Origin of the sequence: Pseudomonas sp. NFACC25, assembly GCF_900100935.1 — a bacterium.
In the GTDB taxonomy this organism is placed as follows: domain Bacteria; phylum Pseudomonadota; class Gammaproteobacteria; order Pseudomonadales; family Pseudomonadaceae; genus Aquipseudomonas; species Aquipseudomonas marginalis.
The window spans coordinates 1-22,628 of record NZ_FMUC01000014.1 but is presented as its reverse complement, the minus strand read 5'-3'; the positions used below and the strand labels follow the sequence as shown (position 1 = coordinate 22,628).

General features: G+C 61.4%; 23 protein-coding genes. 9 read left to right on the top strand and 14 right to left on the bottom strand.

What is annotated here, in order from left to right:
- The first annotated feature begins 16 nt into the window (after nt 1-16).
- Complete coding sequence (locus BLQ09_RS24985) at nt 17-1,294, top strand: acetyl-CoA C-acetyltransferase (RefSeq protein ID WP_092358909.1); 1,278 nt, start codon at nt 17-19, stop codon at nt 1,292-1,294.
- Nucleotides 1,295-1,427: 133 nt separating this feature from the next.
- On the top strand, nt 1,428-2,327 hold the full coding sequence (locus tag BLQ09_RS24980) for a PA4780 family RIO1-like protein kinase (RefSeq protein ID WP_027607961.1): 900 nt from the start codon (nt 1,428-1,430) through the stop codon (nt 2,325-2,327).
- Nucleotides 2,328-2,407: 80 nt separating this feature from the next.
- Here BLQ09_RS24980 and cueR read toward each other — a convergent pair whose 3' ends face one another.
- The 3 genes from cueR to BLQ09_RS24965 all read right to left on the bottom strand — a co-directional run bounded on the left by cueR (nt 2,408) and on the right by BLQ09_RS24965 (nt 5,453).
- Nucleotides 2,408-2,809: a Cu(I)-responsive transcriptional regulator gene (gene cueR / locus BLQ09_RS24975; protein WP_092358907.1), complete on the bottom strand. Its 402-nt coding sequence runs from the start codon at nt 2,807-2,809 to the stop codon at nt 2,408-2,410.
- On the bottom strand, nt 2,806-5,007 hold the full coding sequence (locus BLQ09_RS24970; protein ID WP_092358905.1) for a heavy metal translocating P-type ATPase: 2,202 nt from the start codon (nt 5,005-5,007) through the stop codon (nt 2,806-2,808). Before BLQ09_RS24970 ends, cueR begins: the two co-directional genes overlap by 4 nt.
- A gap of 65 nt (nt 5,008-5,072) precedes the next feature.
- The gene (locus BLQ09_RS24965) at nt 5,073-5,453 is read right to left on the bottom strand and encodes a hypothetical protein (RefSeq protein WP_027607958.1); all 381 of its coding nucleotides are present in this window, start codon (nt 5,451-5,453) and stop codon (nt 5,073-5,075) included.
- 147 nt (nt 5,454-5,600) lie between these two features.
- Here BLQ09_RS24965 and BLQ09_RS24960 point away from each other — a divergent pair, with 147 nt between their 5' ends.
- Nucleotides 5,601-5,798 carry a heavy-metal-associated domain-containing protein gene (locus BLQ09_RS24960; RefSeq protein ID WP_027607957.1) on the top strand — a complete coding sequence of 66 codons (198 nt, stop codon included), beginning with the start codon at nt 5,601-5,603 and terminating at the stop codon, nt 5,796-5,798.
- Nucleotides 5,799-5,883: 85 nt separating this feature from the next.
- Nucleotides 5,884-7,077 carry a multidrug effflux MFS transporter gene (locus BLQ09_RS24955; RefSeq protein WP_027607956.1) on the top strand — a complete coding sequence of 398 codons (1,194 nt, stop codon included), beginning with the start codon at nt 5,884-5,886 and terminating at the stop codon, nt 7,075-7,077.
- An 8-nt stretch (nt 7,078-7,085) separates the two neighbouring features.
- On the opposite strand, the gene BLQ09_RS24950 is transcribed toward BLQ09_RS24955, so the two are convergent.
- From BLQ09_RS24950 to BLQ09_RS24940, 3 genes are all read right to left on the bottom strand, one after another.
- On the bottom strand, nt 7,086-7,268 hold the full coding sequence (locus tag BLQ09_RS24950) for a hypothetical protein (protein ID WP_027607955.1): 183 nt from the start codon (nt 7,266-7,268) through the stop codon (nt 7,086-7,088).
- Between the two features lie 147 nt (nt 7,269-7,415).
- Nucleotides 7,416-8,429: a zinc-binding alcohol dehydrogenase family protein gene (locus BLQ09_RS24945; protein WP_092358903.1), complete on the bottom strand. Its 1,014-nt coding sequence runs from the start codon at nt 8,427-8,429 to the stop codon at nt 7,416-7,418.
- Between the two features lie 24 nt (nt 8,430-8,453).
- Nucleotides 8,454-8,747, bottom strand: coding sequence for a putative quinol monooxygenase (locus BLQ09_RS24940; RefSeq protein ID WP_065925529.1), 294 nt, complete (start codon nt 8,745-8,747; stop codon nt 8,454-8,456).
- Between the two features lie 115 nt (nt 8,748-8,862).
- Here BLQ09_RS24940 and BLQ09_RS24935 point away from each other — a divergent pair, with 115 nt between their 5' ends.
- Both BLQ09_RS24935 and BLQ09_RS24930 read left to right on the top strand, forming a co-directional pair.
- The gene (locus tag BLQ09_RS24935) at nt 8,863-9,789 is read left to right on the top strand and encodes a LysR family transcriptional regulator (RefSeq protein WP_092358901.1); all 927 of its coding nucleotides are present in this window, start codon (nt 8,863-8,865) and stop codon (nt 9,787-9,789) included.
- A gap of 137 nt (nt 9,790-9,926) precedes the next feature.
- Entirely contained in the window at nt 9,927-10,622 is a 696-nt protein-coding gene (locus BLQ09_RS24930; RefSeq protein WP_092358899.1) for an ArsR/SmtB family transcription factor, read from the top strand.
- A 72-nt stretch (nt 10,623-10,694) separates the two neighbouring features.
- On the opposite strand, the gene BLQ09_RS24925 is transcribed toward BLQ09_RS24930, so the two are convergent.
- A complete protein-coding gene (locus BLQ09_RS24925; RefSeq protein WP_027607950.1) occupies nt 10,695-11,648 on the bottom strand; it encodes an adenosine deaminase in 954 nt (317 codons plus the stop codon).
- Between the two features lie 194 nt (nt 11,649-11,842).
- Here BLQ09_RS24925 and BLQ09_RS24920 point away from each other — a divergent pair, with 194 nt between their 5' ends.
- Entirely contained in the window at nt 11,843-12,934 is a 1,092-nt protein-coding gene (locus tag BLQ09_RS24920; RefSeq protein WP_027607949.1) for a calcium:cation antiporter, read from the top strand.
- 59 nt (nt 12,935-12,993) lie between these two features.
- On the opposite strand, the gene BLQ09_RS24915 is transcribed toward BLQ09_RS24920, so the two are convergent.
- The 6 genes from BLQ09_RS24915 to BLQ09_RS24890 all read right to left on the bottom strand — a co-directional run bounded on the left by BLQ09_RS24915 (nt 12,994) and on the right by BLQ09_RS24890 (nt 19,025).
- On the bottom strand, nt 12,994-14,352 hold the full coding sequence (locus BLQ09_RS24915; protein ID WP_092358897.1) for an 8-oxoguanine deaminase: 1,359 nt from the start codon (nt 14,350-14,352) through the stop codon (nt 12,994-12,996).
- A gap of 185 nt (nt 14,353-14,537) precedes the next feature.
- The gene (locus tag BLQ09_RS24910; protein ID WP_027607947.1) at nt 14,538-15,224 is read right to left on the bottom strand and encodes an SDR family oxidoreductase; all 687 of its coding nucleotides are present in this window, start codon (nt 15,222-15,224) and stop codon (nt 14,538-14,540) included.
- 56 nt (nt 15,225-15,280) lie between these two features.
- Nucleotides 15,281-15,862, bottom strand: coding sequence for an IMPACT family protein (locus tag BLQ09_RS24905; protein ID WP_027607946.1), 582 nt, complete (start codon nt 15,860-15,862; stop codon nt 15,281-15,283).
- A gap of 12 nt (nt 15,863-15,874) precedes the next feature.
- Nucleotides 15,875-16,534 carry a TetR/AcrR family transcriptional regulator gene (locus tag BLQ09_RS24900; protein WP_027607945.1) on the bottom strand — a complete coding sequence of 220 codons (660 nt, stop codon included), beginning with the start codon at nt 16,532-16,534 and terminating at the stop codon, nt 15,875-15,877.
- A gap of 87 nt (nt 16,535-16,621) precedes the next feature.
- Nucleotides 16,622-18,016: a uracil-xanthine permease family protein gene (locus BLQ09_RS24895; protein WP_092358895.1), complete on the bottom strand. Its 1,395-nt coding sequence runs from the start codon at nt 18,014-18,016 to the stop codon at nt 16,622-16,624.
- Between the two features lie 88 nt (nt 18,017-18,104).
- Nucleotides 18,105-19,025 carry a LysR family transcriptional regulator gene (locus BLQ09_RS24890; RefSeq protein WP_027607943.1) on the bottom strand — a complete coding sequence of 307 codons (921 nt, stop codon included), beginning with the start codon at nt 19,023-19,025 and terminating at the stop codon, nt 18,105-18,107.
- A gap of 126 nt (nt 19,026-19,151) precedes the next feature.
- Here BLQ09_RS24890 and BLQ09_RS24885 point away from each other — a divergent pair, with 126 nt between their 5' ends.
- Both BLQ09_RS24885 and BLQ09_RS24880 read left to right on the top strand, forming a co-directional pair.
- Nucleotides 19,152-20,501 (top strand): omega-aminotransferase AptA, encoded by a 1,350-nt coding sequence (locus BLQ09_RS24885; RefSeq protein ID WP_027607942.1) that lies wholly within the window; start codon nt 19,152-19,154, stop codon nt 20,499-20,501.
- Nucleotides 20,502-20,540: 39 nt separating this feature from the next.
- Entirely contained in the window at nt 20,541-22,034 is a 1,494-nt protein-coding gene (locus BLQ09_RS24880; protein ID WP_092358893.1) for a CoA-acylating methylmalonate-semialdehyde dehydrogenase, read from the top strand.
- 317 nt (nt 22,035-22,351) lie between these two features.
- On the opposite strand, the gene BLQ09_RS31430 is transcribed toward BLQ09_RS24880, so the two are convergent.
- The coding region (locus BLQ09_RS31430) for a hypothetical protein (RefSeq protein ID WP_256569110.1) at nt 22,352-22,628 on the bottom strand (277 nt) is incomplete at its 5' end.

Sequence of the window (22,628 nt, the reverse complement as noted above, 5' to 3'; positions counted from 1 at the left end):
CGACAGGGAGCTTTCCATGACTCAATTGCGCCGTGTAGCGATCATTGGCGGTAACCGCATTCCTTTCGCCCGCTCCAATGGCCCTTACGCCACGGCGAGCAATCAGGCGATGCTGACCGCGGCCCTGGAGGGCCTGATCGAACGCTACAACCTGCACGGCCTGCGCATGGGTGAGGTGGCCGCCGGCGCGGTGCTCAAGCATTCCCGCGACTTCAACCTCACCCGTGAATGCGTGCTGGGTTCACGCCTGTCGCCGCAAACCCCGGCCTATGACATTCAGCAGGCGTGCGGCACGGGGCTCGAGGCGGCGTTGCTGGTGGCCAACAAGATCGCCCTGGGCCAGATCGAATGCGGGATTGCCGGGGGGGTGGATACCACCTCCGACGCGCCTATCGGCGTGAATGAAGGGCTGCGCAAGATCCTGCTGCAAGCCAATCGCAGCAAGTCCATGGCGGATAAATTAAAAGTCCTGTTACAACTTCGTCCCCAGCACCTCAGGCCTGAGCTGCCGCGTAACGGCGAGCCGCGCACCGGTTTGTCCATGGGCCAGCATTGCGAATTGATGGCACAGACCTGGCAGATTCCCCGTGCCGAGCAGGACCAACTCGCCCTTGAGAGCCACCATAAAATGGCCGCTGCCTATGCCGAAGGCTGGCATAACGATCTGCTCACGCGGTTTCTGGACCTGACCCGCGACAACAACCTGCGTCCCGACCTGAGCCTGGAGAAACTCGCCGCGCTCAAGCCCGCGTTCGAACGCAGCGAAAAAGGCACGCTCACGGCCGGCAATTCCACACCGCTCACCGACGGTGCATCCCTGGTGCTGTTGGGCAGCGAGGCGTGGGCCCAGGCGCGTGGTTTGCCGATCCTGGCGTACCTGCGCGATGGCGAAGCGGCGGCGGTGGATTTCGTCAACGGCGCCGAAGGCCTGCTGATGGCGCCGGTGTATGCGGTGCCCCGCTTGCTGGCGCGCAACGGCCTGACGCTGCAGGACTTTGATTACTACGAGATCCACGAAGCCTTCGCGGCCCAGGTGTTGTGCACGCTCAAGGCCTGGGAGGATGCGGATTACTGCAAGACGCGCCTCGGGCTGGACGCACCGTTAGGGGCCATCGATCGCAGCCGCCTGAACGTCAAGGGCAGTTCTCTGGCGGCCGGGCATCCGTTTGCCGCCACCGGTGGGCGCATTGTCGCCAACCTGGCCAAGTTGCTCGACGCGGCGGGCAAGGGGCGCGGGCTGATTTCGATCTGCGCCGCCGGCGGCCAGGGCGTGACGGCGATCATCGAACGGTGAATTCGCCGAAATTGGCATATTGGATGCATTCTTGAGTGGTCAGAGGTCGGTAGCCCCTCCCACCGGCGAGCCGATTGCCGTATAACGAGTGCCATACGCGTATTTGGTAATAAAGGACCCACAATAAAAGCTGATGAAGACTCCTAAACGCATTGAACCCCTGATCGAAGACGGTCTGGTCGACGAAGTGCTGCGCCCACTCATGAGTGGTAAAGAAGCAGCTGTTTATGTGGTGCGCTGCGGCAATGAATTGCGTTGCGCCAAGGTTTACAAGGAGGCGAACAAACGAAGTTTTCGTCAAGCGTCCGAATACCAGGAAGGCCGTAAGGTCCGTAACAGCCGGCAGGCCCGGGCCATGGCCAAGGGCTCGAAATTCGGCAAGAAAGAAACCGAAGATGCCTGGCAGAACGCCGAAGTAGCGGCGTTGTTCCGCCTGGCCGGTGCGGGCGTTCGCGTGCCCAAGCCATACGACTTCCTCGAAGGCGTGCTGTTGATGGAACTGGTGGCCGACGAGTACGGCGATGCCGCGCCACGCCTGAATGACGTGACCTTGGAGCCGGACCAGGCGCGTGAATACCACGCCTTCCTGATTTCCCAGATCGTGCTGATGCTGTGTACCGGCCTGGTGCACGGTGACCTGTCCGAGTTCAACGTACTGCTCACGCCGACCGGCCCGGTCATTATCGACCTGCCCCAGGCAGTGGATGCGGCGGGCAACAACCACGCGTTCAACATGCTGGAGCGGGATGTGGGCAACATGGCTTCCTACTTCGGGCGTTTTGCCCCGGAGTTGAAGAAGACCAAGTACGCCAAGGAAATGTGGGCGCTCTATGAAGCCGGCACCTTGCACCCGGCCAGCGTATTGACCGGCGAGTTCGACGAGCCGGAAGAGCTGGCGGACGTGGGCGGTGTGATCCGCGAGATCGAAGCGGCGCGGCTGGATGAAGAACGGCGCCAGGCCATTCGGGCGGCGGATGATGCGCCACCGAGCAAAGCGTCGGAAGAACCGCCGCCGCCGCCCTGGATGCAGTGATCCGTGGCTGGATGAGGATCAAAATGTGGGAGGGGGCAAGCCCCCTCCCACATTGGTTTTGTAGTTAGTCAGTTAGAGCCTCACGCGCAGCAGCTTCCCGACGCCAACTCCTTGAGAATCGGACAATCCGGCCGGTCATCCCCGTGGCAGTGTTCCACCAGGTCCTGCAACGTATCGCGCAGTTGCCCCAACTCCAGGATCTTCTGGTTCAGCTCATCGATATGTTGGCGCGCCAGGGCTTTCACATCGGCGCTGGCCCGTTGCCGGTCCTGCCACAGGGGCAGCAGTTTGCCCACCTCTTCCAATGAAAACCCCAGGTCCCGCGAGCGTTTGATAAACGCCAGGGTGTGCAGGTCGTCGGTGCCGTAGATGCGGTAGCCGCTGTCGGTGCGATGGGCCGCCTTGAGCAGGCCGATGGATTCGTAGTAGCGAATCATCTTCGCGCTCAGCCCGCTTTGCCGGGCGGCTTGGCCGATGTTCATGGGCGTTGATCCTCCAATTCCTTGGGTTTCCAAGTTTTCAACAGCAAGGCATTGCTCACGACACTGACGCTGGACAAGGCCATGGCCGCACCTGCAAGCACCGGATTGAGCAGGCCGAATGCGGCCAGGGGAATGCCGATCAAGTTATACACAAAGGCCCAGAACAGGTTCTGGCGGATTTTGGCGTAGGTCTTGCGGCTGATCTCCAGGGCGGCCGGGACCAGGCGTGGGTCGCCGCGCATCAGGGTGATACCGGCGGCATGCATGGCCACGTCGGTGCCACCGCCCATGGCGATACCGATGTCGGCGGCAGCCAGGGCCGGGGCGTCGTTGATGCCGTCGCCGACCATGGCCACCACGCCGGTTTTTTTCAGTTCGGCGACGGTGGCGGCTTTATCGGCGGGCAGGACTTCGGCGTGTACGTCATCGATGCCCAGCGCTTCGGCGACTACGCGGGCGCTGCCGCGATTATCGCCGGTGAGCAAGTGGCTGCCGATGTGCCGGGCCTTGAGTTGTGCCACCGCTTCCAGAGCGCCAGGCTTGAGCGTGTCACCAAAGGCAAACAGCCCGAGCACACGGGGTTGCGCGCCTTGCTCGATCAGCCAGGACAAGGTACGGCCCTCGGCCTCCCAGGCGGTGGCAGAGTCGGCCAGCCCACCCGCGGCCAGGCCGCTCTCTTCCAGCAGGCGACGATTCCCCAATGCCAGTTGGCGCCCGTCGAGGGTACCGGCAATGCCACGTCCGGTCAGGGATTGGCTGGTGCTTACGTCCGCCACCGTCAGGCCTTGCTCGCTGCACGCATCCAGCACCGCCTTGGCCAACGGGTGTTCGCTGCCGCGTTGCAGCGCACCGGCCTGTTGCAGCAATGTGGCTTCATCGCCATCCACTGCCGCCAAATGGGCAATTTTCGGGGTGCCGGAAGTTAGAGTGCCGGTTTTGTCGAACACCACGGTGCTCACTTCATGGGCGCGCTCCAGCGCTTCGGCGTCCTTGATCAGGATGCCGTAGCGTGCGGCGACGCCGGTGCCGGCCATGATGGCGGTCGGTGTGGCCAGCCCGAGTGCGCACGGGCAGGCGATCACCAGCACCGCCACGGCGTTGATGATCGCGGTCTCCAGCGGCGCACCGTACAGCCACCAGCCCACCAGCGTGATCAACGCCAGGACCAGCACGGTCGGCACGAATACCTGGCTGACCTTATCCACCAGCTTCTGGATCGGTGCCTTGGCGGCCTGGGCGTCTTCCACCAGGCGGATGATGCGCGCCAGTACGCTTTCGGCACCAAGCGCGGTGGTGCGCACCAGCAGGCGGCCTTCGCCATTGATGGCACCGCCGGTCACGGCGTCGCCAGGTTGCTTCGGCACCGGCAGGCTTTCGCCGCTGATCAGTGCCTCATCGGCATGGCTCTGGCCTTCTACCACTTCACCGTCCACCGGGAAGCGCTCGCCGGGTTTGACCAGCACCAGGTCATCGAGCTTGAGCGCACTGATGGCCACATCCTCCTCGCGGCCAGCCTGTACACGTATCGCGCGTTCAGGGCGCAGGGCTTCCAGGGCGCGGATGGCGCTGGCGGTCTGGCGTTTGGCGCGGCTCTCCAGGTATTTACCGAGCAGCACCAGGGCGATCACCACGGCCGACGCTTCGAAGTACAGATGGGGCATGGTGCCCGCGGGCGCGGTCAGCCATTCATAGAGGCTCAGGCCGTAACCGGCGCTGGTGCCGATGGCCACCAGCAGGTCCATATTGCCGGCGCCGGCCCGTACGGCCTTCCAGGCTGCGATATAGAAGCGTGCACCGAAGATGAATTGCACCGGGGTCGCCAGGAGGAACTGCACCCAGGCCGGCAGCATCCAGTGCAGGCCGAAGGGCTGCACCAGCATCGGCAGCACCAGGGGCAATGCCAGCACAATCGCCAGCAGCAGCGACCAGCGCTCGCGGTGCAGGCGTTGGGCCTGATCGGCCTCTGTCCTGGTTTCGCTTTGCGGCAGGCTGGCGGTGTAGCCGGCTTTGTCGACGGCGGCGATCAGCACGGCCGGGTCGATCTGGCCCTGCACTTCGACGTGGGCGCGCTCGTTGGCCAGGTTGACGCTGACGCTTTGCACCCCCGGCACTTTGCCCAGCGCGCGCTCGACACGCCCGGCGCAACTGGCGCAGGTCATGCCGCCGATGGGCAGGTCAAAGGTGGTGGATCCATTCATGGGGCAGTCCTCCAGAGAAGTTGCCCCCAGGATCAACCTTGACCTGTGGGGAAGGTCAAGCGTCTTCAGTATTCCAGTGCGGCGGGTTTGAGGTACATGCCTTCCGGGCCCTGGGCAATGCGCAACTTGCGTACGTCACCGGCCTTGAGCGTGATGTTCTGCGCCGGCGGCGCGAGCAGGCCCGGCAAGCAACCTGGTGATTGGCCCGGCAGCAGTTTCAGGCGCAGCGACACATTGCCGGCGGGCAGGTTGAACGAGGTGGACTGTTCCTGGAACAGGCGCCCGGCCAACTGGTCCTGGATGTACAGGCCGATCTCGCAATTGGTCGGTACTTCCAGGCGTTCGCGGGAAATGATCAGCACCGCATAGTCTTCTGCGGCGAGGGCCTGGGGCGCAGCGGCAGACAAGCTCATCAGGCCGACAAGGCCAAAAAACGACCAGCGCATGGCGAATGCTCCGTGGTTTGAATCGAAGATGGGTGAAGCTTGGCCGACGTCGCGGTGTAATACCAGCCCGGCCGAAAGTTTCAGAACTTGACCTTGCCATCGTGGCAAGGTCAAGACTGGGTTCAACCTCATCAAAGGAGTCATGTCATGCAAATATTCAGCGTTGAAGGAATGACCTGCGGCCACTGCGTTCGGGCCGTGACCCAGGCGGTGCAGAGCCAGGATCCGGCGGCCAGCGTGAAGGTCGACCTGGCGGCGAAAGAGGTGGGCGTCGAAAGCCGCCTGTCTGCCGAGGAAGTGATCAGCCTGATCAGCGAAGAGGGCTACAGCGCCAAGCTCGCCTGACCCATTCAAATAGTTAGCGAGCTATCGTATTCAATGCACCCAAGCGCGGCTAAACTGTCGGGCTGCCGACACACTTGGGTGCCTGATGAACCTTCGCATAATCCTGATTCTGGGCGCCTTGAGCGCCTTCGCGCCGCTGGCGATCGATTTCTACCTGCCGGGCTTTCCTGCCATGGCGACGGCCTTCGGGACCGACGAAAAACATATCCAGTTGACCCTGGCGGTGTATTTCGCCGGCCTGGCCATCGGCCAACTGATCTACGGCCCACTGGCAGACCGCTTTGGTCGACGCGGCCCGCTGCTCAGCGGCGTGACCCTGTTTACCCTGGCGTCCTTTGCCTGCGCGTATGCGCCGTCCCTGGAATGGCTGATTGGCGCACGTTTCGTGCAGGCCCTCGGCGGTTGCGCGGGCATGGTGATTTCCCGCGCCGTGGTCAGTGACAAATGTGATGCGGTGGGCTCGGCGAAGGTGTATTCGCAACTGATGCTGGTGACCGGCCTGGCGCCGATCCTTGCGCCGTTGGCAGGCGGGGTGATGGTCGGGTTATGGGGCTGGCAGTCGATTTTCCTCGCGCTGTCGATCTTCAGCGTGATGGCGGCGATTGCCGTGGCGGTCGGTTTGCCGGAAACCTTTCCGGCCCATCAGCCGCGTCAACCCTTGTCCGGGTCGCTGCGCCGCTACGGCGCGCTGTTGTCAGACCGGGTCTACCTCGGTTACGCCCTGACCGGGGGCATTTCGATTGCCGGGATGTTTGCCTACATCGCCGGCTCCCCGTTCGTATTTATCAAACTCTACGGCGTGCCCGCCGAGCATTACGGCTGGCTGTTCGGCTCCAACGCCGCCGGGTTCATCCTGGTTGCACAGGTTAATGCGCGGCTGCTGGCCAAGCGTGGCCCGGCGTTTCTGCTGTCGCGCACGGTGTGGGTCTATCTGCTGGCGGCGCTGTCGCTGTTGGGCATCGCGGCCTTGCGCACCGAAGCGTTATGGCCGTTGCTGGTACCGCTGTTCATCTGTATCGCCAGCCTGGGCTGCATTCTGCCCAACACCTCGGCCTGCGCCATGAGCGGGCAGGGCGCCCGGGCCGGCAGCGCGTCGGCCTTGCTCGGTTGCATTCAGTTTGGCGTGGCGGCAGGGGCGGCTTCGTTGGTGGGCGTGCTGCACGACGGCACAGCGATGCCGATGGCGATGGTCATCAGCTTGTGCGGGGTGTTGGCGGTGACGATTGCGATGTCGACCCAGCGCCTGCAACGGGCAAGGGCCACGCAGGCGCAGGGCTGAAATGCAGGTCAGCCAGCGGCGGAGCGTTGCTGGCTGAGTGGAAAACGGTGAGGAGCCTGGATACGGGCTTGCAGGGTATCGGCGAAGGCGCGGGCCTCGGCCTCGCTGCGGAAGGTGAACGCATCGCCGTCGAGGCGAACCTGCCATTTATTGCCGGGGGATTTTGCTAACGCTTTTATCAGGATTTTCATTGCTGACTTCCTCACGTAAAAGAATCGTGGCAAAGGCGGCCAATATAAACCCGAATACGCTCACAAATATGACAAAGATCAACTCTCTGACTAGCGGTGTCGTCCATCACTCACACGAATAACGGACGACACTGACAGACGTTATCTTCAGAACCCTTCCAGCACGATCTTGCCCTTGGCCTTGCCGCTTTCCAGCAGGGCATGGGCACGGCGCAGGTTCGCCGCATTGATTACACCGAAGTGTTCGCCCACCGTCGTTTTCAAGATGCCGGCGTCGATCAGTTCGGCCACGCGATTGAGCAGGTTGTGCTGCTCGATCATGTCCGGAGTCTCGAACATCGAGCGCGTGTACATGAACTCCCAATGCAGCGACAGGCTCTTGCGCTTGAGTTTGCTCACGTCCAGCGCCTTGGGGTCGTCGATCAGCGCCAGCTTGCCTTGGGGTTGCAGCGCTTCGACCAGTTGGTCCAGGTGATGCTCGGTCTGGGTCAGGCTGGCGACGTGGGTCACCTGCGGGTGGCCGGCTTGTTTCAGCGCTTCGCTCAGCGGTTGGCTGTGGTCGATCACCAGGTCGGCGCCGAGTGCCTTGGTCCATTCCTGGGTTTCCGGGCGCGACGCGGTGCCGATCACCGTCAAGGCGGTGAGCTGGCTGGCCAGTTGGGTCAGGATCGAACCCACGCCACCGGCGGCACCGACGATGAGCAGGCTCTGGCCTTCAGCCTCTTTACCTTCACGCACTTGCAGGCGTTCGAACAGCAGCTCCCAGGCGGTGATGGCGGTCAGCGGCAGCGCGGCGGCTTCGGCAAAGCCCAGGCTCTTGGGCATATGGCCGACTATGCGTTCATCCACGATGTGCAGTTCGCTGTTAGCGCCCGGGCGGACCAGGGAACCGGCGTAGAACACCTTGTCGCCGACTTTGAACAGGCTCACTTCACTGCCGACGGCCTTGACCACACCGGCCACGTCCCAGCCCAGCACTTTGGCCGCGCCGTTCTCAGGGGCGACGTTCTGGCGCACCTTGGTGTCCACCGGGTTGACCGAGATGGCTTTGACTTCTACCAGTAGGTCACGGGGGCCGGCGACGGGCTCCGGCAGCTGGATGTCTTGCAGGGATTTTTCATCGTTGATCGGCAGTGATGCGTAGTAGGCAATGGCTTTCATGGGGGCTCCGGAAAAAGGCGGTGATCAGGCGAGAAACTTCAGGCGCTTGAGTTCGAAGTGTTCGATGACATCAGCGGCTTTAGCGCGAAAATGTTGGATATGCGCGCTCTGGTCGTGGTCGGCCAGTGCGGCGTCATCGCTCCAGCGTTCGAGCATGTAGAAGGTCTCAGGGTGTTGCAGGTCCTGGTGCAGGTCGTATTGCTCGCAGCCGGCTTCAAGACGGGTGGGTTCCAGCAGGTCGCGCAGCAGCGGCTCCAAGGTGGCCTGTTGGCCAGGTTTGGCGATCAGCGTGGCGATGACGTTAAAGGCTGTGGACATATTCAACTCCAGACACGTGATAACGGGATGGGCAGATGATTGGCCATTTCCCTGCAAGATAAAAGCGGCTAAAACAGCACTCTGTTTCAATAATATTTTGATAATGGGTGGTTTAATGCTGCGTTTTGATGATTTGCAGTTGTTTGTACGCGCCGCGGACCTGGGCAGTTTGTCGGCGGCGGCGCGGGTGATGGACCTGTCGCCCGCCGTGGCCAGCGCGGCGCTCAAGCGTATCGAACAGCAGCTGGGCACGCGTTTGCTGGCGCGCTCCACCCGCAGCCTGCGCCTGACCGCCGAAGGTGAAGGCTTCCTGCAATATGCCCGCGCTGCGCTGAGCGCCCTGGACGAAGGACGGCGCTTATTGGCCAGTGGCCAGGACCATGTCAGTGGGGTGTTGCAACTCTCGGCGCCCTCGGATTTCGGTCGTAACCAATTACTGCCCTGGCTGGACGAATTTCAGCTCGAGTACCCGCAACTCACCGTGCGCCTGCTGCTGGGCGATCGGATTGCCGACCTGTTCCGCCAGCCGGTGGACATTGCCCTGCGCTATGGCGAGCCCGAAGACTCCAGCCTGGTCGCCCTGCCCGTCGCGCCGCACAACGTTCGCGTGTTGTGCGCAGCCCCCAGCTATCTCGCGCGTTATGGCGAGCCGCGACAGCTGGAGCAATTGGCCCAGCACAATTGCTTGCTTTACATGCTTGGCAGCCGAGTGCATGACCACTGGAGCTTTCACGATGGCAAACGCGAAGTCAGCCTCACGGTCGGTGGTGATCGCTTCAGCGACGATGCCGATGTGGTGCGCCGCTGGGCGGTGGCGGGCGTGGGCATTGCCTACAAATCCTGGCTGGATGTGAGCACCGATGTGCTGGCCGGGCGCTTGCGCCTGGTCTTGCCTGAGTTGCGTGGCGAGCGCACACCGCTCAATTTGCTGTGCGCCCATCGGGCCCAGTTGAGCAAACCCATCAACCTGTTGCGGGAAATGCTCGTGTCGCGCTGTGCGACATTGACCGCTCAATTGCCGGAGCGATTGGGTACGCCGTAACAGCCTCCATCACACAAGGAAATTTCACTCAGCTCCTGTCCCTATTCATGCTGTCAGACGCCGCGGAACCGCTGGTTTACGCACCTATACTTTGGCGCCCACCGCAGCAGAAAAATAATTCGACAGGGAGTGAATCGATGGAAGAGGCACCATGCATCAGTCAGATCGCCAGCTTGCTCGCCGAACCCAAACGCACCGCCATGCTCTGGTCCCTGATGGACGGCTCGGCCAAGTCCTCGGAGGAATTGGCAACGCTTGCCGGGCTGTCACCCGCCTCGGCCAATGCCCATCTGGCACGGCTGACGGGGAGTGGTTTGCTGCGTACCGAGGGCCGGCGTGGCAAGCGACTGTTCCGCGTGGCGGCTGCCGATGTCAGCGTCGCCATCGATGCCTTGGCCAGTACGACCCTGGCCAGCGCCGCACGTAGTGCGCCACATGCTTCACCGCCGGTGTTGGTGGCGCCGCCATTGTTGCGACATGCGCGGATGTGCCAGGGCCACCTCGGCGGCGAAGTGGCGGCGCAGCTGCATGAGCGGATGTTGGCGGCGGGGTGGATCGAGCGTCATGAGCAACGCATTGAGGTGACGATCAAGGGCGCACAGCACCTGGCGGGCCTGGGTATTTATACCCAGGCGCTGGCGTCGCCACTGGTATGCGACTGCTTCGATTGGAGCCAGCGGCAACCGCATCTGGGCGGCGCGCTGGGTGCGGGGCTGTTGCAGTTGTTCCTGCAATCGAACTGGATCAGCCTGGTCAATGAGTCCCAGGCGGTGCAGCTCAGCGACAACGGGCTGGCAGAAATCGCCCGATTGGCCATGTCCGAACAACCTTAGCCTTGAGGGTTTGCCATCATCGCCCTGGCCTTTTTGATTCCATGGACCTGGCGATGATGACTTTGCGTGCAGTCAGGGTTTTACCAGGCGCGCATCCAGGCTGTTCTGCGCCAGGCGTTTGGCCTGGTCCTGGGTCATGCCCAGCGAGGTGTACAGCGCGTGGAAGTTTTCGGTGACATAACCGCCGAAGTACGCCGGGTCATCCGAGTTCACCGTGACCTTCACGCCACGCTCGAGCATGTCGAGGATGTTGTGCTGGGCCATGTCGTCGAACACGCAAAGTTTGGTGTTGGACAGCGGGCAGACGGTCAACGGGATCTGCTCATCGATGATGCGCTGCATCAGGCGCTCGTCTTCGATGGCGCGTACGCCATGGTCGATCCGCTGGATTTTCAGCAGGTCGATCGCTTCCCAGATGTACTCGGGCGGGCCTTCCTCACCGGCGTGGGCGACGGTGAGGAAGCCTTCGTGGCGGGCACGGTCGAACACTCGCTGGAACTTGCTCGGCGGATGACCCATTTCCGAACTGTCCAGGCCCACGGCCACAAACGCATCGCGGAACGGCAGCGCCTGGTCGAGGGTTTTCTCGGCTTCGGCTTCGCTCAGGTGGCGCAGGAAACTGAGGATCAAGCCGCTGGTGATGCCCAGCTGCTGTTCGCCATCTTTGAGCGCCGCGGCGATGCCGTTGAGCACCACTTCGAACGGTATGCCACGGTCGGTGTGGGTTTGCGGGTCGAAGAAGGGCTCGGTGTGGATCACGTTCTGGGCTTTGCAGCGCAGCAGGTAGGCCCAGGTCAGGTCGTAGAAATCCTGGGAGGTGCGCAGCACATCGGCGCCCTTGTAATAGAGGTCGAGAAACTCTTGCAGGTTGTTGAAGGCATAGGCCTTGCGCAGGGTTTCCACGTCGTTCCACGGCAGCGCGATCTTGTTGCGCTCGGCCAGGGCGAACAGCAGCTCAGGCTCCAGCGAGCCCTCCAGGTGCAGGTGCAATTCAGCCTTGGGCAGGGCGTTGAGCCAATCGTACATTTTCTAAATTCTCATCAGGTGCAATGGCGGCATTCTACAGGCCATGGCTGAAATAATCGGCAAAACCTGACCAGCAGGAGAGTATTCGATTTATTCACGCAAGGGCTGTGTGAACTAAGGTGTAACGAAACGTTAGCGGCTTGGCGCAGTCTGTACCCCATCAATGACTGATTTGCCGTACTAAAAGGCCCGGAATGCTCACATCCCTCAAGCAAGAAAAATTCATGCTGCTGGCGCTGATTGCCGCCATCGCCGCCTACCCGCTGGAGCACTGGATGCTGCACAGCGGGCAAATCGTGGCACTGTTGGCCGGCGTGGTGTTGATCGGTTTTATCGTCGTGGCGTCGATGCGCGTGGCCCACCATGCCGAGCAACTGGCGGAAAAGGTCGGCGATCCCTACGGCACTATGATCCTGACTCTCGCCGCAGTGCTGGTGGAGGTGGTGATCCTGGCGATCATGATGAGCAACGAGCCATCACCCACCTTGGTGCGGGACACCATCTATTCGGCGGTGATGCTCGATATCAACGGCATCCTCGGCCTGGCAGCGTTGATGGGCGGCATCAAGCATGGCGAACAGTCCTACAATGATGATTCGGCGCGGACCTACAGCGTAATGATCCTGACCGCCATGGGCGTGTCGATGGTGGTGCCGGAATTTATCCCCGAAGCCGACTGGAAAATTTACTCGGCCTTCACCATCGGCGCGATGGTGGTGCTCTACACCTTGTTCCTGCGCATGCAGGTAGGGCCCCACAGTTATTTCTTCAGCTACAGCTACCCGGAAAAGCGTCGCAAGAAGCTGCCGGAGGAACAAGAGTCGCCGCCGGTGAACCTGGCGTTCTCCATCGGTACCCTGGTGTTTGGCGTGATTGTGATTGGCGCGCTGGCCGAGGTGATGTCCAAGACCCTCGACCTGGGCTTGGAAGGCACGGGCGCACCGCCGGTGATCACGGCGATCGTGGTGGCGGCTATTTCGGCGGCACCGGAGATTCTGACGGCCTTGCGCGCCGCATTGGCCAACCGCATGCAGTCGGTGGTGAACATCGCGCTGGGCGCGTCGTTGTCGACGGTGATCCTGACGGTGCCGGTGATGGAAGCCATGGCGCTCTATACCGGCCAGCCGTTCCAGATGGCGATGACGCCGGTGCAAACGGTGATGGTGTTTATCACGCTGATCGTCAGTGCGATCAACCTCAACGATGGCGAAACCAATGCCATCGAAGGGATGACCCATTTTGTGTTGTTTGCGACCTTTATCATGTTGTCGCTGTTGGGCTTGTAAGCACCGTGCACTTCAAGTGGGAAGGCGATTGCCCTCCCACATGTCGAGCGGTGTCTGGTTTAGGTTCCGGCGATTAGCCGCCGTGCCGCCTGGCTGTGATCGGCGATCAAGCCTTTCAGGTCCAGGCCTTCCACCTGTCCGTTGATAACCCGCCATTTGCCGCCGATCATCACCCGGTCCGCCCGATCCGCGCCGCACAGCAGCAATGCGGAGATCGGATCATGGCTGCCGGAGAAACGCAGTTCATCCAGTTTGAACAGTGCCAGGTCAGCCTGTTTGCCTACGGCCAGTTCACCGATATCCGTACGCCCCAGTAGCTGCGCCGACCCCTTGGTCGCCCAACCCAGCACGCCTTCGGGGGTGATCTTTTCGGCGCCGTAACGCAGGCGCTGGATGTACAGGGCCTGGCGGGTTTCGAGGATCATGTTCGACGCATCGTTGGAGGCAGAGCCGTCCACACCCAGGCCGATGGGGGCGCCGGCAGCGATCAGGTCCAGGGTCGGGCAGATGCCGGAGGCCAGGCGCATATTTGAGCTTGGGCAATGACAGATGCCCGTACCGGCGGCGCCCAGGCGCGCAATTTCATCCGGGTTGAAGTGAATGCCATGGGCCAGCCAGGTGCGCGGGCCGAGCCAGCCGACGCTGTCCAGGTAATCCACCGTGCGCAGGCCGAAGCGCTGCAGGCAGAAATCTTCTTCGTCGAGGGTTTCGGCCAAGTGGGTGTGCAGGCGCACATCCAGGCTGTTGGCCAGTTCGGCGCTGGCTTGCATGATTTGCGGGGTGACGGAAAACGGTGAGCAGGGCGCCAGGGCAATCTGGATGTACGCGCCGTCGCCGCGTTGATGGTATTCGCGGATCAGGCGCTGGCTGTCGTCAAGGATGACCTGGCCCTGTTGCACGGTCTGTTGCGGTGGCAGGCCGCCGTCGGCTTCGCCCAGGCTCATGGAGCCGCGGGTGAGCATGGCGCGCATACCCAGTTCGCGCACGCTGTCGACTTGTACATCGATGGCGTTTTCCAGGCCATCGGGGAACAGATAGTGATGGTCTGCCGCCGTGGTGCAGCCCGAGAGCAGCAACTCCGCGAGCGCCACCTTCGACGCCAGGGCGAGTTTTTCCGGAGTCAGTCGTGCCCAGACCGGGTACAGGGTTTTCAACCAGGGAAACAACGGCTGATTGACTACCGGCGCCCAGGCGCGGGTCAGGGTCTGATAGAAGTGATGGTGGGTGTTGATCAGCCCGGGCATGACCACATGCTCACGCGCATCGAACGCTTGGGCGCAGGGCTGTGCGGGTTGCTGACCCTGTGCCAGCACTTCGGCGATCACACCGTCTTGCAGCACCAGGCCGCCACGGGCGTCGAGGCTGTTGGCGGTGAAAATCGCGAGGGGGTTTTTTAACCAGATACGGGTCGCAGGCATTGGCCGGCTCCTCTGAATGATGGGTTCAGGTTTGCCAGCTCAGTGATGCCCTGTCTGCTGATCCAGGGTCGCCGGTGAGGGCGAGGTGGGTAGATTACGTGTAGTTCGAGATCGGGTCTACCTGTAGGAAAACGAACGCGATCAGTGTGGGAGGGGGCTTGCTCCCACATCTCGATCAGCGGGGTTTACCAGGCGATGGTGTCGCCCTTGTAGTCCACGAAGTGATGGCCGCCCTTGCCGGTGTAGGCGTTCACCTGGTCCACCAGGCCGCGCACGCTGGTGTCGACATCGATGTGCGCGTTTTCGCCGCCCATGTCGGTCTTCACCCAGCCCGGGTGCAGCGACAGCACGGTAAGTTTGTGATCGCCCAGTTGGGTAATGAAGCTGTTGGTCATGGAGTTGAGTGCGGCCTTGCTGGCCTTGTACAGCGCCAGGTCCGAGCCATCGGGGATGGTCACGCTGCCCAGTACTGAACTCATGAACGCCAGCACGCCGCTGTCCTTGCGGATCTGCCCGACAAAGCGCTGGGCCAGGTTGATCGGCGCCACAGCGTTGGTGAAGAACAGCTGGCCGACTTCCGCCAGGGTGGCATGGCCAGGTTCTTGATTGGCCGGGCCCTTGACGCCTGCGTTGACGAACAGCAGGTCGAAGGTGCGCTCCTTGAGGCGTTGGGCCAAGGCGATCACGGCTTGCTGATCGTCCATGTCGAGTTTCTCGATCTGCACCGGGCCCACGGCTTTCAGGGCATCGGCCTTGTTCGGGTCACGCACGGTGGCGGTCACGTCCCAGCCGTCCTGGAGCAATTGCTTGACCAGGCCGAGGCCCAGGCCGCGTGAGGCGCCGATGATCAGTGCGGTTTTTGGCGTAGACATGAAGGCTTCCTTTAAAAGTCGCGGTTCAGGGTGTTCAGCGGACAACATTAGCAGTTTCAGCGTTGCAGCAGGATGCGCCCACGGCTCAGGTCGGCGAGCTGGGTTTGCAGGGTGTCGATGTGGGCTTCGCCCAGGGCCAGTTGTAACTCCACGCCATTGGCGGTGAAGGTTTCTTCCAGCACCAGCCCGCCCAACTCGGCGACTCGCAATTTGACCAGGTTCAGCTCGGAGAATCCGCAGGCGCAACTCAGCGGCACGCGGCTGATCAGTTCGATGCGCTCGGCATTTTGCAGGCACTTGTTCGCACCGCCGCCATAGGCGCGGGCCAGGCCGCCGGTACCGAGTTGTATGCCGCCATACCAGCGAATCACCAGCACCGCGACCTGATCGAAACCTTGGGCCTCGATGGCCGCCAGGATCGGCCGCCCTGCGGTCCCGCCGGGTTCGCCGTCGTCACTGCTGCGGTATTGATCGGCCAGCTTCCAGGCCCAGCAGTTGTGCGTGGCGTTAAGGTCGCTGTGCTGCTCGAAAAATGCCTGGGCTTCTTGCGGGCTGGTGATCGGTGCGGCCAGGGTAATGAAGCGGCTTTTGCGAATTTCTTCGCGGAACTCGCAAAGGCCGGTGAGCGTGAAAGACATAGATGGCTTCGTCTAGAGGGCCGGCTTGATGCCGCAGCCCTTGAGAATGATGTGGATCAGGTTGGTGCCGGCGTCTTCCATATCCTGCTTGGTCAGCTTGGTGCGACCGGTGACGCGGCAGATCTGGGTGGCGAAGTCGGCATAGTGCTGAGTGCTGCCCCACAACAGGAAGATCAGGTGCACGGGGTCGATGGGGTCCATCTTGCCGGCGTCGATCCAGGCCTGGAACACCGCCGCCCGACCACTGAACCAGGCGCGGTAGTCCTGGCTGAAATATTCGGTCAGGCATTCGCCGCCGCTGATGATCTCCATGGCGAAGATCCGCGAGGCCTGGGGCTGGCGCCGCGAAAACTCCATCTTGGTGCGGATGTAGCGGGAGAGGGCCACGGCCGGGTCGTCCTCGGCGGTCAGCGTGTTGAAGGTGCTGTCCCACAGTTCGAGGATATTGCTGAGCACCGCGATATACAGGCCCAGCTTGTTGGTGAAGTAGTAGTGCAAGTTGGCCTTGGGCAGCCCGGCGCTGGCAGCGATGGTGTTCATGCTGGTGCCCTTGTAGCCATGGCGCGCGAACTCATCTTCAGCAGCCTGGAGAATCGCTTGTTCGTTCTTTTGCCGAATGCGGCTGGCGGGCTTACCGGCGTGGTTGCTGTGGGCAGGAACTTCGAGGCTCATGGAGGTTTCCGTGCTGATCGATAGAGACGACGTGTGCACAGATAACCCACCCTCAAGCCCCAGACAAGTCCCGATGCAATAAAACCGTCAAAGCGGTTCCAGGGTGTCGCTTTCCTGCGCCTGGTTTGCGGCAGGAGCGGGCACCTTGGATTCCGGCAGTAACAGGCACAACACGATCGCGGTCAGGCCACCGCTGGTGATGGCCGAGTCGAACAGGTTCTGCACCAGGGTCGGCATCAGGTGCAGCAGGTTCGGTTGAGCGGCGATGCCCAGGCCGACGCCGAACGAGGTGGCGATGATCAGCATGCTGCGACGGTCCAGTGGTGCCTGGGCGAGGATGCGTACGCCGGCGGCGGCCACACTGCCGAACATCACCAGGGTTGCGCCGCCCAACACGGGCTTGGGGATTTGTTGCAGCACGGCACCGATCAGCGGGAACAAACCCAGGCAGAACAGCACCACGCCGATGTACAGGCCGACGTAGCGGCTGGCCACGCCGGTCAGTTGGATCACGCCGTTGTTCTGGGCAAAAGTGGTGTTGGGGAAGGCGCTGAACGTGGCGGCGATCATGCAGCTGACGCCATCGCCGAGGACGCCGCCTTTGAGCCGGCTTATATAGGAAGGGCCGCTGATGGGCTGGCGCGCGATCATGCAGTTGGCGGTGAGATCGCCGACGGTTTCAATGCTGCTGATCAGATAAATCAGCGCGATCGGCAGGAAGGCGCTCCAGTCGAAGTTGAAACCGAATCGAAACGGGATCGGCAGGCTGACCAAAGGCAAGTCGCCCAGGGCCTGGGGCACCAGCTTGCCGCTGAACCAGGCGGCGAGGCTGCCGAGGGCCAGGCCGATGATGATCGCCGAGAGGCGCACCCAGGGTGTGTTGGAGCGATTGAGCAAGATGATGGTCAGCACCACGAACAGGCCCAACGCAAGGTTGGCCGGTGCGCCGAAGTCCGGTGCGTTGAAACCGCCGCCCAGGTCGGTGATACCGACCTTGATCAGGCTGATGCCGATCAGGGTAATGACAATCCCGGTCACCAGCGGGGTGATCACTCGGCGCAGCTGACCAATAAAGCGGCTGAGAACGATCTGCACGGCAGCGCCGAAAAAGCACACGCCGAAGATCATCGCCATGATGTCTTCCGGACTGCCGCCGCGTTGCTTGACCAGAAAGCCGGCCGACAGCACCGCGCCGAGAAACGCAAAGCTGGTGCCTTGCAGGCAGATCATCCCGGCGCCGATCCCAAATGGCCTACGGGCCTGAATGAATGTGCCGACACCGGACACCATCAACGCCATGCTGATCAGGTAGGGCAGATGTGCGGTCAGGCCCAATGTGGAGCCGATGATCAGCGGTGGCGTGATGATGCCGACGAATGCGGCCAGCACATGTTGCAGTGCGGCCAGCAATGCAGGGGCGGGTTTGGGGCGGTCATTGAGGCCGTAGATCAGGTCGCTGGGGCTGGAGGATTCTGGTGGCATGGCAAGCAAACTCGAGGCGGATGGTTCTAGGTCCTCGTGTCCTTGCAAAAAGCTGTCCAGGTGCTCAGCTTTTTACGTAAGGCCCGCGTTAGCGCGTTGCCGCCAGGCTTTCCAGGAAGCTTTCCAGCACCAAATGAGGGCGACGGCCTTTGCGCGTGACCGATGCCAGGCTTAAATCGTAAAAGCGCGTAGCCGGTTTCAGCGCGCGCAGTCGGCCTTGTTGCACCCATAGGCTGGCGTAGTGGTCGGGCAAGTAACCGATGTAGCGACCGGTGAGAATCAGGAATGCCATGCCTTCGCGGTCCGAGGCGCTGGCGGTGCAGTTGAGCGCCTGGTAGTGGGCCTGGATCTCGGCGGGCAGGCGGAAGGTGGGGGCGATGGCGTCCTGGGCGTCGATGCGCTCGTCGCCCAGTTGCTTGTCGTCGGCATAAAACAGGGGGTGGCCAACCGCGCAGTAAAGCAGCGAGCGTTCGCTGTACAGCGCCTGGTATTCCAGACCGGACAGGGCGCTGGCCTGGGGCACCACACCGACATGCAGGCGGCCGTCGAGTACGCCTTGTTCGACCTCATTGGGGGCGATCATGCGGATCTGGATCTGTACGTCCGGCCCGCGTTCCTTCAACTGTGCCAAGGCGTGGGTGATGCGCATGTGGGGCAGGGTCACCAGGTTGTCGGTGAGGCCGATGATCAACTCGCCGCGCAAGTGCTGGTGCAGGCCGTTGACCTCGGTGCGGAAACTTTCCAGGGCGCTTAATAGTTGCAGGGCCGATTGGTAGACCTCCCGGCCTTCTTCGGTCAGCGAGAAACCGGCACGGCCACGTTGGCAAAGTCTTAATCCGAGCCGCTGCTCAAGATCGCTCATTTGCTGGCTGATGGCGGAACGGCCGATGCCGAGCACGGTTTCCGCCGCCGAGAAGCCGCCGCACTCCACGACGCTGCGAAAGATGCGCAGCAGGCGAATATCGAAGTCGCTGACTTGGGCCAGGGGATCGGGTCGACGGCTGCTCATAGTTTAGTGAAGGCCTGACTGAAGGTTAGAAGAGTTGGATTTCACCGACTTTATCCCCGTGGCAATTTAGCTGCAACAACGCTTTTTCAATCCCGACGCTGCCTGTTGCCCTGCGAGGTTTTGCTGATGAACATGCCCGAAAACGCCCCATCGTCCCTGGCCAGCCAACTGAAGTTGGACGCGCACTGGATGCCTTACACCGCCAACCGTAACTTTCAGCGTGACCCGCGCCTGATCGTGGCCGCCGAAGGCAGCTGGTTGACCGATGACAAGGGGCGCAAGGTCTACGATTCGTTGTCGGGCCTGTGGACCTGTGGCGCCGGGCATACGCGCAAGGAAATCCAGGAGGCGGTCGCCAAGCAACTGGGCACGCTGGACTACTCCCCAGGCTTCCAGTACGGCCATCCACTGTCCTTCCAGCTGGCGGAAAAAATTACCGATTTGACCCCAGGCAACCTGAATCACGTGTTCTTCACCGACTCCGGTTCCGAGTGTGCCGATACCGCGGTGAAGATGGTGCGTGCCTACTGGCGCCTGAAGGGCCAGGCCACCAAGACCAAGATGATCGGTCGCGCCCGTGGTTATCACGGTGTGAACATCGCCGGTACCAGCCTGGGCGGCGTCAACGGCAACCGCAAGATGTTTGGTCAGGCGATGATGGATGTTGATCATCTTCCGCATACCCTGCTGGCGAGCAATGCGTTCTCCCGGGGCATGCCGGAGCAGGGCGGTATCGCCTTGGCCGATGAGTTGCTCAAACTGATCGAACTGCACGACGCGTCGAACATCGCCGCGGTGTTTGTCGAGCCGATGGCCGGCTCCGCTGGCGTGCTGGTGCCGCCACAGGGTTACCTCAAGCGCCTGCGTGAGATCTGCGACCAGCACAACATTCTGTTGGTATTCGACGAAGTGATCACGGGCTTCGGTCGTACCGGTTCGATGTTTGGCGCTGATAGCTTCGGCGTGACCCCGGACCTGATGTGCATCGCCAAGCAAGTCACCAACGGCGCGATCCCCATGGGCGCGGTGATTGCCAGCAGCGAGATCTATCAGACTTTCATGAATCAGGCGACGCCTGAGTACGCTGTGGAATTCCCCCACGGCTACACCTACTCGGCGCATCCGGTTGCCTGCGCGGCAGGGCTGGCCGCATTGGACCTGCTGCAGAAAGAAAACCTGGTGCAGAGCGTGGCCGAAGTCGCCCCGCACTTTGAGAATGCGCTGCACGGCCTGAAGGGCAGCAAGAACGTGATCGACATCCGTAACTACGGCCTGGCCGGTGCGATCCAGATCGCCCCACGTGACGGTGATGCCATCGTGCGTCCATTCGAGGCCGGCATGGCTCTGTGGAAAGCGGGATTCTATGTGCGCTTTGGCGGTGACACGCTGCAGTTCGGGCCAACCTTCAACAGCAAACCGCAGGACCTGGATCGTCTGTTCGATGCGGTCGGCGAAGTGCTGAACAAGATCGACTGATTTCTCCTTCTATATAGAACAACTTTTCAGGAGCCCTGCATGAGCCTTATCCAGCATTTGATCAACGGTGAGTTGGTCAGTGAGTCCGGCCGTACTGCCGATGTGTATAACCCGTCAACCGGCCAGGTGATTCACCAGGTGCCACTGGCCAGCCGCGAAACCATTCAACGTGCTATCGACTCGGCCAAGGCGGCCTTTCCGGCTTGGCGCAGCACGCCGGCGGCCAAGCGCGCCCAGGTCATGTTCCGGTTCAAGCAATTGCTGGAGCAGAACGAAGCGCGCATCTCGCAGCTGATCAGTGAAGAGCACGGCAAGACGCTGGAAGACGCCGCCGGCGAACTCAAGCGCGGGATCGAGAACGTGGAGTATGCGTGCTCGGCGCCGGAGATTCTCAAGGGCGAGTACAGCCGCAATGTTGGGCCGAATATCGATGCCTGGTCTGATTTCCAGCCGTTGGGTGTGGTGGCGGGTATTACCCCATTCAACTTCCCGGCGATGGTGCCGCTGTGGATGTATCCGCTGGCGATTGTTTGCGGTAACTGTTTCATCCTCAAGCCTTCGGAGCGTGATCCGAGTTCGACGCTGTTGATCGCGCAACTGCTGCAGGAGGCCGGTCTTCCCAAAGGTGTGCTGAGTGTTGTGCACGGCGACAAGGGCGCGGTGGATGCGTTGATCGAGGCGCCGGAAGTCAGGGCCCTGAGTTTTGTGGGGTCGACGCCGATTGCCGAGTACATCTATTCCGAAGCGACCAAGCGTGGTAAGCGCGTACAGGCGTTGGGTGGGGCGAAGAACCATGCGGTGCTGATGCCGGATGCTGACCTGGATAACGCGGTCAGTGCTTTGATGGGCGCGGCCTATGGTTCCTGCGGCGAACGCTGCATGGCGATCTCGGTGGCGGTGTGCGTCGGTGATCAGGTGGCGGATGCGTTGATCGCCAAGCTGGTGCCGCAGATCAAGGCGCTGAAGATCGGTGCGGGCACTACCTGTGGGCTGGATATGGGGCCATTGGTGACGGGCCAGGCGCGGGATAAGGTCAGCGGCTATATAGAAGACGGTGTTGCGTCTGGTGCGGAGTTGGTGGTTGATGGTCGTGGACTGAGTATTGCCGGGAATGAAGACGGCTTCTTCCTGGGGGGCAGTTTGTTCGACCGTGTGACGCCGGAGATGCGCATCTATAAGGAAGAGATCTTCGGGCCGGTATTGTGCGTGGTCCGGGTGAGCAGCCTGGAAGCGGCGATGCAACTGATCAACGATCACGAGTATGGCAACGGTACGTGCATCTTCACCCGTGACGGTGAAGCGGCGCGTCTGTTCTGTGACGAAATTGAAGTGGGTATGGTCGGTGTGAATGTTCCATTGCCAGTACCGGTGGCGTATCACAGCTTTGGTGGCTGGAAGCGTTCGTTGTTCGGCGACTTGCACGCCTATGGGCCGGATGGGGTGCGTTTCTACACCCGCCGCAAGGCGATCACCCAGCGTTGGCCGCAACGGGCCAGCCATGAAGCGTCGCAATTCGCTTTCCCTAGTCTGTAAGGCTCAGTAAGCAGAAGGCCGGCTCCTTGGGGCCGGCTTTTGCGTTTTTGGGCGTTTTTGACTTATATGACAGAAAGATGAAAAAGAAGGTTGACGGCAGATCCTGGACGTCTATAATTCGCCCCACTTCCGGCGCAGTCGAAACGTAAAACTCCTTGGTAAACAAAGAGTTATGCGGAATAAGGCAGCGGATTGCTTCAGTTCATCGAAGACCAGAAGGAGTTGGTAGAGTCGTGTTGTTTGGCGCTATTAACGATTCGATCTTCTCGGTCGAAAGCGGAGAAAAAGAGGTGTTGACAGCAGCGTGTAACGCTGTATTATTCGCCTCCCGCTGACGAGAGATCGGAAGCGCAAGTGGTTGAAGTTGTTGAAGAAATCTTCGAAAGCTTCTGAAAATAATCACTTGACAGCAAATGAGGCTGCTGTAGAATGCGCGCCTCGGTTGAGACGAAAGCTCTTAACCAACCGCTCTTTAACAACTGAATCAAGCAATTCGTGTGGGTGCTTGTGGAGTCAGACTGATAGTCAACAAGATTATCAGCATCACAAGTTACTCCGCGAGAAATCAAAGATGTAACCAACGATTGCTGAGCC

Excerpts from the sequence above, each read along its gene's own strand:
- BLQ09_RS24955 (WP_027607956.1), top strand. The coding sequence starts at position 5,884 with ATGAACCTTCGCATAATCCTGATTCTGGGCGCCTTGAGCGCCTTCGCG.
- BLQ09_RS24940 (WP_065925529.1), bottom strand. The coding sequence starts at position 8,747 with ATGTCCACAGCCTTTAACGTCATCGCCACGCTGATCGCCAAACCTGGC.
- BLQ09_RS24890 (WP_027607943.1), bottom strand. The coding sequence starts at position 19,025 with ATGAGCAGCCGTCGACCCGATCCCCTGGCCCAAGTCAGCGACTTCGAT.
- cueR (WP_092358907.1), bottom strand. The coding sequence starts at position 2,809 with ATGAACATCGGCCAAGCCGCCCGGCAAAGCGGGCTGAGCGCGAAGATG.
- BLQ09_RS24985 (WP_092358909.1), top strand. The coding sequence starts at position 17 with ATGACTCAATTGCGCCGTGTAGCGATCATTGGCGGTAACCGCATTCCT.
- BLQ09_RS24910 (WP_027607947.1), bottom strand. The coding sequence starts at position 15,224 with ATGTCTACGCCAAAAACCGCACTGATCATCGGCGCCTCACGCGGCCTG.
- BLQ09_RS24980 (WP_027607961.1), top strand. The coding sequence starts at position 1,428 with ATGAAGACTCCTAAACGCATTGAACCCCTGATCGAAGACGGTCTGGTC.
- BLQ09_RS24935 (WP_092358901.1), top strand. The coding sequence starts at position 8,863 with ATGCTGCGTTTTGATGATTTGCAGTTGTTTGTACGCGCCGCGGACCTG.
- BLQ09_RS24965 (WP_027607958.1), bottom strand. The coding sequence starts at position 5,453 with ATGCGCTGGTCGTTTTTTGGCCTTGTCGGCCTGATGAGCTTGTCTGCC.
- BLQ09_RS24895 (WP_092358895.1), bottom strand. The coding sequence starts at position 18,016 with ATGCCACCAGAATCCTCCAGCCCCAGCGACCTGATCTACGGCCTCAAT.
- BLQ09_RS24970 (WP_092358905.1), bottom strand. The coding sequence starts at position 5,007 with ATGAATGGATCCACCACCTTTGACCTGCCCATCGGCGGCATGACCTGC.
- BLQ09_RS24920 (WP_027607949.1), top strand. The coding sequence starts at position 11,843 with ATGCTCACATCCCTCAAGCAAGAAAAATTCATGCTGCTGGCGCTGATT.
- BLQ09_RS24930 (WP_092358899.1), top strand. The coding sequence starts at position 9,927 with ATGGAAGAGGCACCATGCATCAGTCAGATCGCCAGCTTGCTCGCCGAA.
- BLQ09_RS24905 (WP_027607946.1), bottom strand. The coding sequence starts at position 15,862 with ATGTCTTTCACGCTCACCGGCCTTTGCGAGTTCCGCGAAGAAATTCGC.
- BLQ09_RS24925 (WP_027607950.1), bottom strand. The coding sequence starts at position 11,648 with ATGTACGATTGGCTCAACGCCCTGCCCAAGGCTGAATTGCACCTGCAC.
- BLQ09_RS24885 (WP_027607942.1), top strand. The coding sequence starts at position 19,152 with ATGAACATGCCCGAAAACGCCCCATCGTCCCTGGCCAGCCAACTGAAG.
- BLQ09_RS24915 (WP_092358897.1), bottom strand. The coding sequence starts at position 14,352 with ATGCCTGCGACCCGTATCTGGTTAAAAAACCCCCTCGCGATTTTCACC.
- BLQ09_RS24950 (WP_027607955.1), bottom strand. The coding sequence starts at position 7,268 with ATGAAAATCCTGATAAAAGCGTTAGCAAAATCCCCCGGCAATAAATGG.
- BLQ09_RS24960 (WP_027607957.1), top strand. The coding sequence starts at position 5,601 with ATGCAAATATTCAGCGTTGAAGGAATGACCTGCGGCCACTGCGTTCGG.
- BLQ09_RS24945 (WP_092358903.1), bottom strand. The coding sequence starts at position 8,429 with ATGAAAGCCATTGCCTACTACGCATCACTGCCGATCAACGATGAAAAA.
- BLQ09_RS24900 (WP_027607945.1), bottom strand. The coding sequence starts at position 16,534 with ATGAGCCTCGAAGTTCCTGCCCACAGCAACCACGCCGGTAAGCCCGCC.
- BLQ09_RS24880 (WP_092358893.1), top strand. The coding sequence starts at position 20,541 with ATGAGCCTTATCCAGCATTTGATCAACGGTGAGTTGGTCAGTGAGTCC.